Source organism: Corynebacterium sp. HMSC070E08 (genome assembly GCF_001808895.1).
Taxonomy (GTDB): Bacteria; Actinomycetota; Actinomycetes; order Mycobacteriales; family Mycobacteriaceae; genus Corynebacterium; species Corynebacterium hiratae.
In genome coordinates this window covers 8,033-20,266 of sequence record NZ_KV794800.1, presented here as the reverse complement: position 1 = coordinate 20,266, position 12,234 = coordinate 8,033, and the positions used below count along the sequence as shown (strand labels likewise).

Sequence of the window (12,234 nt, the reverse complement as noted above, 5' to 3'; positions counted from 1 at the left end):
TTTCATAGCCTTTAATTCCGGCTAGGGCTCGGTGTTTGGCGGCAAGAGCGTAGTTGACCTTCTTGTTTGAGGCGGAAAGATCGATATAGCGGTTGCGCTTGATTGCGATATCGCCGTCAACAGCGCGTTTGGCTTTCGCTATTTGCTTGCCGATTCCGCGCAGGCTGCGTCTAGCCCGAACATGGGAGTGCTGGAAGTGAGTCCTACAGCGGTGTCACAACCGGATGCAAGTGGGGGCGGCTGAAGAACTACGGCGAGAAACTCGTCGAGAACATCGTCCAAGCAGTCGCTCGTGACCTACTCGTCCATGCCATGACACTCGACGCAGACGGGTACGAATGCGACTACTACCGCAAAGATTAGACGCGCCAGAGAGGCAACTCGCCCCAGCTGTCAGGTGCTCCTGTGCGAGAAAACGGCACGATGGGATTGTGCGGGTAGGTGTGGAACAGCTTCGGTAGCCGGTCGGCTGGAGACAATTCCAGTTGGCGCTGCAAGTATTGGATAAGGGAGAGCTGCCCGAACACGCGATTCATTCCTTCAGCTACCGGAGCCAGCCTGACGTCATTGTTCAGTTTCGGTTTGATGTCGTAAACACGGTTGAACATCCTTGCATGATGAGCTGCGTAATTACGCAGAATATTCAAGGATTTCAGCCATGATTCAAGCTGAGGACCAGTTAGGCCGCAGGGCTCGGCAATCCGTTTGCGCACGATATTGGGCGACATGCCGTACAGGTACGACAGCATCCCCCAATCCATGATTTCGACAGCCGCCCAGATGGGTAGAGTCCCGCCATATTTGGATTTGTGGTGGGCGACGAAGTCCTCCTTCGACGCTTTCAATGCCGACTGGTACTTTCTCAGCCACACCTCGTGCACGCTACGCCCGTCTTTGTTTCGCTGCCGTGCCCGGGCGCTCAAACGCTGGGGATCCAAATAGATCAGCGGGTCAAGGCGACCCAGCTCGTGACCGAGCTTGGTTCGAATAGCCAACTCCACGCGATCAAGCTCGATGAACACGCTGTGGCGCAATTGTTCGTCAAACCCATAGAGGGCTACCACCAGGTCAAACGATGCTCCCTCAACGAATTCATCTCGGGCAGTGCCGTCGTCTTGGGAGAAACGGCGCATCGGGTACCAGTATCCGGACAAGCGGTAGTAGTTCAATTGAGCCAGCAGCGTCTCAGCATGCTTGGGATCATCCACTCGCACCCCACGCTGACGAAGCAATTCGACCTGTTCACCGTAGGTCTTGAACTGCTTCACCTGCTCCACGCACACCCCTGTTTGATACAAAAACGAAGACCGGCCCTGGACTCCCATTGAGGCGGGCAGCGGAACCGGTCATGTTGACTACGAGGTTACCTGGTTGATGACGCCGAGGCAAGAGCACGGGACATGGAGCCATCGGTACGATCCGAACCATCACCTCGGGCGGACAGGTCCTGTTCTGCGGCTGGGACGTGGCGACCGCCCTCGGCTACGCCAACACGAAAGATGCCCTGGCGCGTCATTGCAGGGGGTCGTTAATCACTACCCCCTTGAAACGGCTGGTGGCATCCAGCAGGTCAGGTTTACCAGCGAAGGTGTCCTATTACGACGTGGTGCTGGCGTCGCCGTCGCTGATCACCACCACCGAGATCGCCAAGGACTACGGCCTGTCGGCGAAGAAGCTCAACCAGATTCTGCGCGGGGAGCAGGTGCAGTTTCACCAGCCCGGGCGTTGGTTCCTCTACGCCAAGTTTACTGAGAAGGGTTACACCCAGTCCAAGACGTACGAGTACGACGAGGGCAAGACCTGCACCCACATGTACTGGACGCAGAAAGGCCGCCTGTTCATCTATGACCTGTTGAAGAACATCCGTGGCCTGCTGCCGGTGGTCGAGCGTGAAGGCGAGGACGCCAGATGACCACCACTGCGCTTCTTGATATCGGAATACCGAAGAAGAACGTCGAAGGATACCCTGACCCGACCTGCTACCGGGCCCTGAAAGCGATTCAGCGCGCCGAGATCGACTGGGCTCACCAGATGGACATCCCGAACCACCACCAGATCACCGACCAAGCCGGGCTGGAGCAGGTGGCCAGGTTGGATCACGTCGCCGCAACCTACACCAACGACCGGCGCTCGTCTGCGAGCTTCATTTCCTCGGACTGTGTCGTGATGGACATCGACAACGACCACACCGAGGAATCATCCAACTGGGTGACACTGGAGAAGCTCGCCGAGTTGATAGCGGGTGTGGTGTTCATGACCGCCACTTCCCGTAACCACCAGAAGGCGAAAGGCGTGCTGGCGGCTAGGTTCGGTTTCTTTGATCAGCAGGCGTTGGATGCCGGACGGTTCATCTACGGAACCACAAACGGGCCCTCGGCAGGCTGGCGTTCATAAAGCTAGGAGTCGATCTTAGTGTTGGTGGCAATCGAATGTGTCCGGTACGCCCACTAATGTTGATTAATGGATTCACTATTCCCCATCATTACGCAGACCCAAGGAGAACCAACCCATGACGCACCGCGCAGACGCAGGGCTTGAGCCGGCTCGGGAAACGTCGGCGGCGCAGACGTCGTTTGTGCCGCAGCCAGGAAACCAGGAGGCGCGCCGGGCGGACCTGCGCCGCTGGAAGGCGATTGCGCTGTCCTTCCTGATTGGTGCGGCGGTGATCTTTTTGGGGTGCTCGTGGTGGCAGGCGTCGGCAAGCGGGGCTCCCGTCTGGGTGGGCTACGTGCGCGCGGCAGCGGAGGCAGGAATGGTCGGTGGACTGGCGGACTGGTTCGCGGTGACCGCGCTGTTCCGCCGCCCCATGGGGCTGCCCATCCCGCACACCGCGCTCATCCCCAACAACAAGGACCGCGTGGGTGATGCGCTCAAGGACTTCGTGGAGGAGAACTTCCTCACCGCGGATGCACTCAGCGCCAAGGTGCGGGAGGCGGAGATACCGCTGTGGCTGGCGCGCCAGGGCGTGGAGCCTGGGCGGGCGGAGGAGGTCTCCGCGTGGATTGGTGAGCGCGCAGCCAGCGTGGTCGCAGACCTAGACCCGGCGGAGGCAGAGCAGTTCATCCGCACCCAAGTCATGGACCGTCTGGCAGAGCCGGAGTGGGGCCCGCCGCTGGGGCGCCTGCTGGAGGGCTATATCGCGGAAGGCAAGGCGCGGCCGCTGGAAGATGACCTCATTGAGTGGGCGCACGGCAAGATCCTCGGCATGGAATCCACGGTGGTCACCGCCATTGATGAGCGCATGCCCGGCTGGGCGCCGCGCTTTGCCCGCGAGATGGTGGGGGAGAAGGTCTACGCCGAGCTTGTGGAATTCGCCGATGAGGTCCGCCGCAACGGCAACCACGAAGCCCGCCTGGCCATTCGCCGCAACCTGTCCAAGCTGGCTTCGGACCTGCAGTGGGATGAGGACATGCGCGGGCGCATCGAAGGCATCAAGCAGGAGATGCTGGCCTCCGATCAGGCGCAGAAGGCGCCGGCGGCGATGTGGGCGACGGTCTCCTCCACGCTCATTGAACAGCTCACCGACCCAGAGTCCTTCCTGCGCCAGAAGATCACCGCCAAGGTGAAGGAATTGGCGCACCGCCTGCTGGAGGATTCCGAGTTCCTGGCCCAGGCCAACGAGCTGGTGGACAAGGCCGCGCGCTACGCGGTGGAGAAATTCGCCCCGGAGATCATCGCGATTATTCCGGAGACCATTAAGCGCTGGGATGCCCAGGAGGCTTCCGAGAATATCGAGCTCATGGTGGGCAAGGACCTGCAGTTCATCCGCCTCAACGGCACGGTTGTGGGTGCGCTGGCGGGGTTGGTTATCTACACTGTTAATCATCTGCTTTTTGGCGTCTAACAAGGAGTGACGACCATGTCCGTATTTGACTCAATCAAGAATGCCGGTTCCTCTGCTTTTGATGTGGCCAAGGATTTTGGTGGCCGTTTCAAGGAGGAGCGCCAGAACCAAGCCCAGAGCGCGCAGGCGGATCGCATTGCCCGCGCCGCCGATGAGGCGGGCATGGGTGATGGCACCGCGAAGGAAGAGTCCTTCTTTGACCGCGTGACCTCCACGGCCAAGAACATTGGGGAGTCTGTGTCCTCCGCAGCGCGCGAGACCCGCAACTCGGAGTCTTTTGAAAAGGCCCGTGAGGATTTCACCACGGCCTTCAACGAGACCCGTGAGGGTGTTCAGGGCGCTATCAACAACGCCAAGGAGCAGCGCGCGGAGGGCAAGCATGCCCAGCAGCCGCAAGAGCCGCAGAGCCCGCGCAACCCCTACGCACAGAAGCCGAATGACGATGTCATTGACGGCGAAGTAGTTGACGAGAACTAGTTAGTCTTTCTTGATGCACACTTTTCTTAACATTATTGCGTCGATACCGCACTACATTTTCATCGCGGTATCTCTCTTCGCCCTCTTTGGTGCCGTCCTAGCGGCGATGACGCGGGAGGATGCCTTCCGCGCCGGTGACCGCCAGAACAAGTGGGTATGGGTCGGCCTGCTCTTCGGCTCCGCCCTGTTGATGAACCTGCCGCTGCCTTTTGTCAGCTGGATTGGTGCCATCATCACCGGCGTGTATTGGTTTGACGTGCGCCCGCAGCTCAAGGCCATCATCAACGGCGATTATTCCTACTAATGCTGAATCTGCTTGAGGCCTCCGTGGAGGAGGTGCGAACCCAGTCGGCGGGGCAACAGCGAGTGCTGGTCTCCCCGCACCACGTGCTTGCCGCTGAGGGCGCCGAGCACGTTATTGCTGTTGCCGGTTATCCCACCGGCCGCCACCACTCCTTGGTGAAGGCGGCGGAGGCGCGGCTGGCCGTGCAATCAGGTGCCGCCGAGGTGTGGGTTGCGGTGGATGCGCTGCTCGGGGATGCCACCTCGCTCCTCTCCGAGCTCGTCACTCTCCGCGAGGCCTGCCCGCTGCCCGTGCGCTTGGGGCTCATTCTTCCTGAGCGTCCGGCTCTGCCGTTGCCGGAGTATGCGCGTGCTGCCGAGCAAGCGGGCTATCAGTGCCTCATTGAAACGGGCTCCGTCGTTTCAGACGACGAAGCCCTGGATACGCAGCTCTCCATAGAGAGCCTTTAATTCTTAATTAGCCGGTGCCTGCTGTGCTGGCGCGGTGGCGGAATCGAGTTCGCTCATTGGAACGTCGTGGCCAATGAGGGTGAGCGTCAGTTCCCCAGCCCCAACATCCACGGATTCAAAGGTCAGCTGCTGGCCCGCGAGCTGTTCCTCCATGCCTTCGGCCAAGGCATTCGAGATCGCGGAGGTCGCCTGCTCGGGCAGGTCGAAGCCGAAGAGCGATGCTTCCTTCGCATCGATGGCGAGCTTGCCGTCGCGAGCCTCCGGCTTGAGCGAGAGCGTGGCTAGGCCACCGGCAAATTCCACCTCGAGGTCGTCCTCGGCATCGTTGGCGGTAATCGCGGTGACCACCAGGTTGCCCAAGGCGTCATAGCCGGACTGCTCAGCAATGGCCTTTTGGAAGCTGGCGAGCAGGAACTGATCCGGCACCGTCGTCGAAGCCCGCAGCGTGCCCGCAACCGGCTCCTTGGACAGCGTCATGTCTTCGACGTGCACATCAGCGGCCGGTTGGCCGGTGATGGTGGTGCCCTCAATCTTCAGCGTGGACGGGGTCTTCATATCCATCTGCGGAATCTTGCCGTTGAGCAAACCAAAGACCATAGGGCTGGCACCAAAGCTCACCTCCGGTTCCTCGGAGGTCTCCACGCCCTGCTCCTTGGCGGACTGGGTAAATTGGCTCTTCATCTGAGAACCCAAGAACCAGCGCAGGCCGAGCTCAGCAAGCAAGATGATGAGCAGGAGCGTCACCAGTACGCCGATGAAAATTTTCCAGGCCGTCGAGGCGGGAGATTTAGAAGAAGCCATGACTACTAGTGTGGCGCACTGGATTAAAGTTGGCCAACTACCAGGTCCCAATCCACTGTGAGAACGTTGTCCCGCAGGCGGCGGTTCACCGGGTGGATGGGGACTGTCTGCCGGAGTTCTTCGCGCGCCATGCGCCAGCGCACCCGCGGGCCATATGGAGACCAGCCGGCGGCGCGGTCCCAGGCGGCGTCGGCCGCTTGCAAGAGCTCGTGGATCGGTTCACCCGGCACGTTGCGGTGGATGAGGATTTTGGGAAGGCGCTCCGCAATATCGCTGGGGCGCTCCACGTCGAAGGGATCCCAGGCGAGGGTCAGCGTGCGCGGGCCGGAGGCGTCGAGAAGCACCCAGGCCTATCTGCGTCCCAGCTCGTCGCAGGTTCCCTCCACGAAGTAGCCGCCGGGAGCCAAGCGTGAAGTCACCGTGTTCCAGGCTTTCTCCACCTGGTCGACGTCGTACTGGCGCAGCACATTGAAGGCGCGCACCAGCTGCGGGCGGTAGCCGGCAAGCTCGAAGCCGCCGAGCTCGAAGCTGACACCATCGCGCGGCGGCAGGACGCGCTCGGGGGAAATCTCTAGGCCCGTTACCCGGGTATGCGGGTTAACGCTGCGCAGCCAGCCGGCCCACTCCACGGTGGTGGTGTGGGAAGCGCCGTAGCCGACGTCGAGAGCCAGCGGCTTACTCGTGGAGCGCAACAGCGAGGAGATCTCCGGGTGCGCCACCATCCACCGATCGCAGCGGCGCAGGCGGTTGGGGTTGGTGGTGCCGCGGGTAACAACGCCAAAAGGCCGACCAGCGCTTTCCTGAGCCTTCAGGTTATGCGCGTGATCGGCCATGGCAACAACTGTGGTGTAGGGAGTTGTTTAGAGGTTGTTGGAGATCCACTCTTCGGTGAGCTTGCCCTCGTTGGTGTAGAGCTCCTGCAGAGCTTCAGCGACCTTCGGCTCGATGGCAGCGCCCATCATCGGGATGTTGACGGAAACCTCGGTGACGTAATCCAGAACGGTGGTCTCATCCTGGGCCTTGTAGGTGATGTCACCCTTGAAGTCGACCGGGGTGCCCTTGACGTCAGCGGTGAAGGAGACGGAAATCTGATTGTCCACCAGCTCGCCGATGGTCACGGTGCGCTTTTCCTTCAGGTCCTGGGAGACCATGGCGCGAACGGCCTCCGGAAGGAGGGAGGTCGGAAGAATCTCGTAGAGCACAGCGGTGTTGCCAGTGAACTCGTGCACGGTACCCGGTTCCGGGGACAGCTTGGCCACGATGAAGTCCCAGTACTCCCGTGTGGTCAGTGCCTTGTGCACCTTATCGATGGGCTGGTTGATGATAACGGTGTTTTCGCTACGGGTTGACATGAGTTACAGACTACCTTGGTAGACGTGCTAGATAAATTCCTGACCCTCGCTGACATTGACGGAGTCACTCTGGATTCCGAGACCACCTTCGCCGATCTCACGACGCTGCGCATCGGTGGTGCACCGCTGGTGACGGTGCGCTGCGCCAGCGCTGAGGCCGCTATCGCTGCGTTGGCCACGCTTGACGAGTCCTCCCAGGACTACCTCGTTGTCGGCGGCGGCTCCAACCTCGTGGTGGCGGAAGGCCAGTTGGATGTTGTGGTCGTGGTGCTTGACTTCGAGGACATCGACGTCACCGTGGCCAACGGCCTCGTGCGCGCTGATGCGGGCGCGGTGTGGGATGACGTCGTGGCCCTGACCGTGGAGTGCGGTCTGGGCGGCATCGAGTGCCTTTCCGGCATCCCGGGCAATGCGGGTGCCGTGCCGGTGCAGAACGTGGGCGCATACGGCGCTGAGACCTCCGACGTCCTCACGCAGGTCTACCTTTATGAGCGCGCTACCCGCACGGCGACGTGGGTACCGGCGGAAGAATTAGAGCTGGCCTATCGCTACTCCAACCTGAAGTTCACCGGACGTGGAGTGGTGCTGGCCATCGAACTGCAGCTGACCACCGATGGACTGTCCAAGCCCCTGCGCTTTGGCCAGCTCACCCAGACCCCCGGTGAGCGCCGCCCTGTTGCCGAAGTCCGCGAAGAAGTACTAAAGCTGCGCCGCAGCAAGGGAATGGTGCTCGACCCAGAAGACCACGACACCTGGTCAGCCGGCTCCTTCTTCACCAACCCCATCGTGGAGCCCCAACTTGCCGATTCCATCCAAGCCACCGTCCGCGCTTCCCGTGGCGATGAGGATGCGGACCGCATGCCGCGCCACGTGGTGGATGGAACCACCACGTCGGGAGGGGATACCGCGTCGGGAGAGGATGCCGCGGCAGAGAAAAAGGAAAAGCTTTCTGCTGCTTGGCTCATCGAGCGAGCCGGCTTTGCCAAGGGCTATCCGGGTGAAGAGTCCGGTGCGCGGGCAACCCTGTCCACCAAGCACACCCTGGCGCTGACCAACCGCGGTGAGGCCACCGCAGATGATATCGTTGCGCTGGCCCGCGAGATCCGCGCCGGGGTTCAGAAGGCCTTCGGGGTGACGCTGGAGCCGGAGCCCATCTGGCTGGGTGTGAGCATTTAAGGAGGACCTGGGTGGCTAGGCCATGACGTTGAGCCATTCATCCTTCGCCGCGAGGAAATTGCGTGCAGCCTCCTGCGCGCCCTCGAGCGAGTGGTGGGCGCCCCAGCCGCACTGCACCTCGTTGGCGGCGGGAACTTCGGTGGCATTGAGGATGTCATTGAGCGCACCCTCGACAGCGCGGAGCAGCTCATCCTGCTCCATGCCGTTGGTGATGGCGTAGAAACCGGTGCGGCACCCCATTGGTGCAAAACCGATGAGCTTGTCGGTGTAGTTGCGCATGAAGTTGGCCATCATGTGCTCCACCGAGTGGATTGCCTCGGTGCCGAGGTGCTCCTTGTTGGGCTGGCAGAAGCGCAGGTCATACTTGATAATCTCGACCCCGCCGCCCAGGTCGGTGCGGTCGGCGACGCGGATATAGGGGGCGTCGACAAGCCGGTGGTCAAGCTCGAAGGACTTTACGTTGATCGTGTTCTCGGAGTTCTTCTCAGTCATGCTTTCCCAGTGTAACCACGGCTTAGCCTGTGGCCCGAGTGTCCTTCCCCTGAATGCGGGCTGTGCCGCATACGCTGGTCAGATATGAGCGAAGAGGAGATTGGAGGCAACGCTATTCCGGCCGAAGAGCCAGAGACCATCGTGCCGTTTAAGAGCTCGACCATCCTGGAGGTCCAGGGCCACGATGAGGAGCGCGACCCTTTCTCCAGGGACAACCGGCTCCGCAAGGAGAGCTGGGGGCTGATCATCCGCCGCACGTGGAATGACTTTTTCCACGATGCCTTCATGGACCGTGCCGCCGGGATGACCTACTTCACGCTCATGGCTTTTGCACCAACGGTGCTGGCCGCCTACTCCATTGTCACGCTCATCTTCTCCTCCCGCCAAGAGGAAGTGGAGCAGCTGACTTCTGAGTTCATTGAGCAGTACGTCCCCGGTTCGCTTTCTGAGCAAGCCCACATGATTGTCGGCACGATTATCGGCTCCAGCGCGCAGGGCACGTTGGCGCTGATCATCTCCCTGGCCATTTCGCTGTTTTCTGCCTCGGCGTATGTGCGGGCCTTCTCGCGGACAGCCAATACCGTGTACGGCCGGGTGGAGGGCCGCGGCATCATCCGCACGTGGGCGCTAATGTGGGGGTTGACAGCAGTCATCGTGGTCGGCGCGGTCATCGTGCTTTTTGCCAACTTGCTGCGTGATGCAGTTCTTAATGAGGGGCTGATTCCGCTTGCTCGCAACGTAGGACTAGAAGATGCCGCCACGTACTTGGTGCGAATCTTTCTCCCAGTGTGGAACTGGCTGCGCTTTCCCGTCACTGTGATCGTGGTACTCACGCTCATTGCGGTGCTTTATCACTTCGGCCCCAACGTGCGGCCCGGGCGCTTTAGGTGGATTACCTATGGTTCCGTGGTGGCGCTCGTGGGCACGGTTGCGTCTTGGGGCTTGGTAGGCCTCTACCTGAAGTACTTTGCTGCGGCCAGCGCCTATGGTGCGCTAAGTACCGTCATGGCGGTGTTCATGGCCATGTGGTTGATGAACACCGTGCTCATCGTCGGCATCAAGATTGATGCTGAGGTGTTGCGTGCCAAGGAACTGCAACTGGGGCTACACTCCGAGCGTTTTATCCAAGCCCCGCCGCGCTCTGATAGCTCCTCTCAAGCTCAGGCCCGCGCCCAAGAGAACCTGGAGCAGAGGGCGCGAGAGATTTCAGACAACGCGCGGCAGGAACAGAACGAGGCGGCAGAAGAGCCAGAGGAAGCAGGGGAAAAACGCGCCTAGATGCCAAAACCTTGCCCCCGCGCCTGCATGGATCGGCGCTAAGTTTGGCAGATAGGGCACCTGTGAAGCCTCCCGGAGGTAACGCTGCCTACTTCAGAGCGAGGTGGAAGGGAATCTCGGTGCCCGGCACGACGATACCGAACGCGCCGTCTTCCGCGCCGTCCTCAGGCACGCTGACAGCCACTCGGCCGGTACGTTTCTCCTGCGGCTGGAAGGGAGTGTCTACGTCGATAAACCCATTGACATCCCACATGAGGGGCTGCCCATTCGACTCCTCGCCCGGGCCAAAGTAGAGGAACGCCATTTCCGAGCCGGCGTCGTTCTCGTTGCCCACGTACGTCAAGGTCAAATCAAAGACCAGGTATTTCTTCCCCTCGTCTGGCTGCTTATAGGAAGGGTCCGCCGCCATGACTTCGTCTGTGCCATCGAAGTTGAGGTTGCTGACATCAACGTGCCATTCCGGTCCTTTCAGCGTTGTGTTGAGCGGTAGCGGGTTAGAACGCGAACCGGGTGTGCCTTCCTCAAGGACTTGGTTGCCGTTCTCGTCAGGAACGCTGTTGTAGTATTCCGTCGCTGTCGGGGTGGGAGAGTCCGAGCTGTCCAGCGTCTCCTCCTCATCCCAAGGTCGCACCGTCGTGCCCACGACAGAACTTGATATTCCGGGAGTTTGCGTAGTGTCTGGAAGAGACCCGATGAATTTTACGGCCATGAAGAAGAAAAAGACTACCAAGGCGATCAAGCTGCCCACCACAGTAATGATCAGAGCGACTGCTCCCCACGCAGTTGACTGGTTGCTGAGGAAGAGTGAGACCGCGCCGGTAATAAGCGCTACGAGGAGCATGATCCAGCCTGCGGCGTAGATGGCGGGGATACAGGCGATGATTGTGCCCAGTACGGCGAGCACCGTGGCGATGATTCCAACGACGGACTTTTTCTTAGGTGGCTCTGGCTGGGGCTGTGCAGCCCCGTAGCCGCCGCCAGGATTGTTATGGGGAGTGCCTGAGGGTGGGAAAGGCTGGTTGGCATAGGGGTTCTGCTGCGGACCCCCGTGCTGGTGCGGCCTCTGCTGACCGGGGCGTGGGGGTGGAGTGTGCGGCGGATACGGAGGTTGGGTCATGAGTAGCTTCTTTCAGGAGAGCGTCCGATGAGTCCCGATAATAATCGCTGCATGGCTACCGCACCTGGGAAAGCAGTTAGCCGGGGAGCGCTCCTAACTGCCCAAACGCTGTCACTGCGCAGATTCTTCCGCTACCCGGCGGTGGCCCGCAGTTTTGTCTTGCCTGCGCTTATTGAGGAGGGCCGAGGCGAGGAACCCAAACCCCATAACCGTTGTGCCCTTGGTTGACCACTCGTAGTCAGCGAAGAGCCAACCGATAAGGGAAAGGACGCTGAGTGAGCCGACAGCTGTCATGAGGAATTTCTCGATATCCACGCTTCACCCCTGGTTCCTGGAAGTCTCGCAATTAAGTAAACGGTGCCTTATGCGAAAACTATCACGAGGCGAGGGGCGCAAGCAGAAAAGAAGCCGAGGAGGCCCGCTTCTGAGCGGACGTCCTCGGCTTGCTGTTAGACCTTCTTCTCTGAAGGGGCGGCCTTAGGCGGAGGGGTAGGTGCCGTCATCGGTGAGGCGCACGGTGTCGTCGAGAAGCATGGCAATCTCTGCGGCCTTGGCATCCTGTGCCGGGAGGCGGCGGCCTTCGATGACCTCGAAGAGCGGGGCGCGGCCCAGCATGCCGGCCTCAAAGTGGGCGCGGCCAGCACGCAGGCGCTGCTCGGCACGCTCACGCCACGAGGAGGCGGCAACCGCCCCGCGCTGCTGGGATACGGCCTGTTCAAACACGCCTGGGTGGGCGTAGACGATGAGCGCGCTGACGTGGCCGAAGCCGAGCGAGGTCAGTGCCGCGGCCTTCACGCTGTGGCCTGCCGCAGCGAGGTCCAGCGGGGAGCGCAGCCACACCAGGTTCGGCGCCTTCGGAGCGATGAGCGGGTCGACGCAGCCCAGGGACACGTTCGCCGGGATGCGGTGCGTGCGGAAGACGTCGATGATACCGCCGGTCTGGA

15 protein-coding genes and 2 pseudogenes are annotated in these 12,234 nt (G+C 61.0%); 8 read left to right on the top strand and 9 right to left on the bottom strand.

The window, feature by feature from the left end:
• A pseudogene (locus tag HMPREF2526_RS13725) lies at positions 1-199 on the bottom strand (transposase); the annotation flags it as partial.
• 160 nt (positions 200-359) lie between these two features.
• On the bottom strand, positions 360-1,277 hold the full coding sequence (locus HMPREF2526_RS12815) for an Abi family protein (protein WP_070547457.1): 918 nt from the start codon (positions 1,275-1,277) through the stop codon (positions 360-362).
• Positions 1,278-1,588: 311 nt separating this feature from the next.
• Between HMPREF2526_RS12815 and HMPREF2526_RS13715 the strand changes: the two genes are divergently transcribed.
• From HMPREF2526_RS13715 to HMPREF2526_RS12785, 6 genes are all read left to right on the top strand, one after another.
• Complete coding sequence (locus tag HMPREF2526_RS13715) at positions 1,589-1,912, top strand: phage antirepressor KilAC domain-containing protein (protein ID WP_232761147.1); 324 nt, start codon at positions 1,589-1,591, stop codon at positions 1,910-1,912.
• Positions 1,909-2,394 (top strand): hypothetical protein, encoded by a 486-nt coding sequence (locus tag HMPREF2526_RS12805; RefSeq protein ID WP_049154434.1) that lies wholly within the window; start codon positions 1,909-1,911, stop codon positions 2,392-2,394. Before HMPREF2526_RS13715 ends, HMPREF2526_RS12805 begins: the two co-directional genes overlap by 4 nt.
• Before the next feature lie 115 nt (positions 2,395-2,509).
• Positions 2,510-3,844, top strand: a complete 1,335-nt coding sequence (locus tag HMPREF2526_RS12800) for a DUF445 domain-containing protein (protein WP_049154436.1) — start codon at positions 2,510-2,512, stop codon at positions 3,842-3,844.
• A 15-nt stretch (positions 3,845-3,859) separates the two neighbouring features.
• Entirely contained in the window at positions 3,860-4,321 is a 462-nt protein-coding gene (locus HMPREF2526_RS12795) for a CGLAU_01105 family protein (protein WP_049154438.1), read from the top strand.
• 13 nt (positions 4,322-4,334) lie between these two features.
• On the top strand, positions 4,335-4,625 hold the full coding sequence (locus HMPREF2526_RS12790) for a DUF2516 family protein (protein ID WP_049154440.1): 291 nt from the start codon (positions 4,335-4,337) through the stop codon (positions 4,623-4,625).
• On the top strand, positions 4,625-5,074 hold the full coding sequence (locus HMPREF2526_RS12785) for a deoxyribose-phosphate aldolase (protein ID WP_049154441.1): 450 nt from the start codon (positions 4,625-4,627) through the stop codon (positions 5,072-5,074). The genes HMPREF2526_RS12790 and HMPREF2526_RS12785 overlap by 1 nt, the downstream gene beginning before the upstream one ends.
• Before the next feature lie 3 nt (positions 5,075-5,077).
• Here the strand turns inward: HMPREF2526_RS12785 and HMPREF2526_RS12780 are convergent, their stop codons facing one another.
• The 3 genes and pseudogenes from HMPREF2526_RS12780 to HMPREF2526_RS12770 all read right to left on the bottom strand — a co-directional run bounded on the left by HMPREF2526_RS12780 (position 5,078) and on the right by HMPREF2526_RS12770 (position 7,227).
• Positions 5,078-5,875 (bottom strand): LmeA family phospholipid-binding protein, encoded by a 798-nt coding sequence (locus tag HMPREF2526_RS12780; RefSeq protein ID WP_046647834.1) that lies wholly within the window; start codon positions 5,873-5,875, stop codon positions 5,078-5,080.
• A 23-nt stretch (positions 5,876-5,898) separates the two neighbouring features.
• Positions 5,899-6,708: pseudogene (locus HMPREF2526_RS12775) on the bottom strand (class I SAM-dependent methyltransferase).
• A 27-nt stretch (positions 6,709-6,735) separates the two neighbouring features.
• Positions 6,736-7,227 (bottom strand): DUF2505 domain-containing protein, encoded by a 492-nt coding sequence (locus HMPREF2526_RS12770; RefSeq protein WP_070443989.1) that lies wholly within the window; start codon positions 7,225-7,227, stop codon positions 6,736-6,738.
• Positions 7,228-7,251: 24 nt separating this feature from the next.
• Here HMPREF2526_RS12770 and HMPREF2526_RS12765 point away from each other — a divergent pair, with 24 nt between their 5' ends.
• Positions 7,252-8,403 carry a UDP-N-acetylmuramate dehydrogenase gene (locus tag HMPREF2526_RS12765; protein ID WP_070547455.1) on the top strand — a complete coding sequence of 384 codons (1,152 nt, stop codon included), beginning with the start codon at positions 7,252-7,254 and terminating at the stop codon, positions 8,401-8,403.
• 15 nt (positions 8,404-8,418) lie between these two features.
• On the opposite strand, the gene HMPREF2526_RS12760 is transcribed toward HMPREF2526_RS12765, so the two are convergent.
• Complete coding sequence (locus HMPREF2526_RS12760) at positions 8,419-8,895, bottom strand: S-ribosylhomocysteine lyase (protein ID WP_070547454.1); 477 nt, start codon at positions 8,893-8,895, stop codon at positions 8,419-8,421.
• A gap of 84 nt (positions 8,896-8,979) precedes the next feature.
• On the opposite strand from HMPREF2526_RS12760, the gene HMPREF2526_RS12755 reads away from it, so the two are divergent.
• Positions 8,980-10,173, top strand: coding sequence for a YihY/virulence factor BrkB family protein (locus HMPREF2526_RS12755; RefSeq protein WP_246819899.1), 1,194 nt, complete (start codon positions 8,980-8,982; stop codon positions 10,171-10,173).
• Positions 10,174-10,261: 88 nt separating this feature from the next.
• Here HMPREF2526_RS12755 and HMPREF2526_RS12750 read toward each other — a convergent pair whose 3' ends face one another.
• The 3 genes from HMPREF2526_RS12750 to HMPREF2526_RS12740 form a co-directional block, all read right to left on the bottom strand.
• Positions 10,262-11,290, bottom strand: coding sequence for a YibE/F family protein (locus HMPREF2526_RS12750; RefSeq protein ID WP_148139575.1), 1,029 nt, complete (start codon positions 11,288-11,290; stop codon positions 10,262-10,264).
• A 111-nt stretch (positions 11,291-11,401) separates the two neighbouring features.
• The gene (locus tag HMPREF2526_RS12745; protein ID WP_070547452.1) at positions 11,402-11,605 is read right to left on the bottom strand and encodes a hypothetical protein; all 204 of its coding nucleotides are present in this window, start codon (positions 11,603-11,605) and stop codon (positions 11,402-11,404) included.
• A 162-nt stretch (positions 11,606-11,767) separates the two neighbouring features.
• Positions 11,768-12,234 (bottom strand): hypothetical protein (locus HMPREF2526_RS12740; RefSeq protein ID WP_148139577.1); only part of this gene is annotated, 467 nt, incomplete at its 5' end.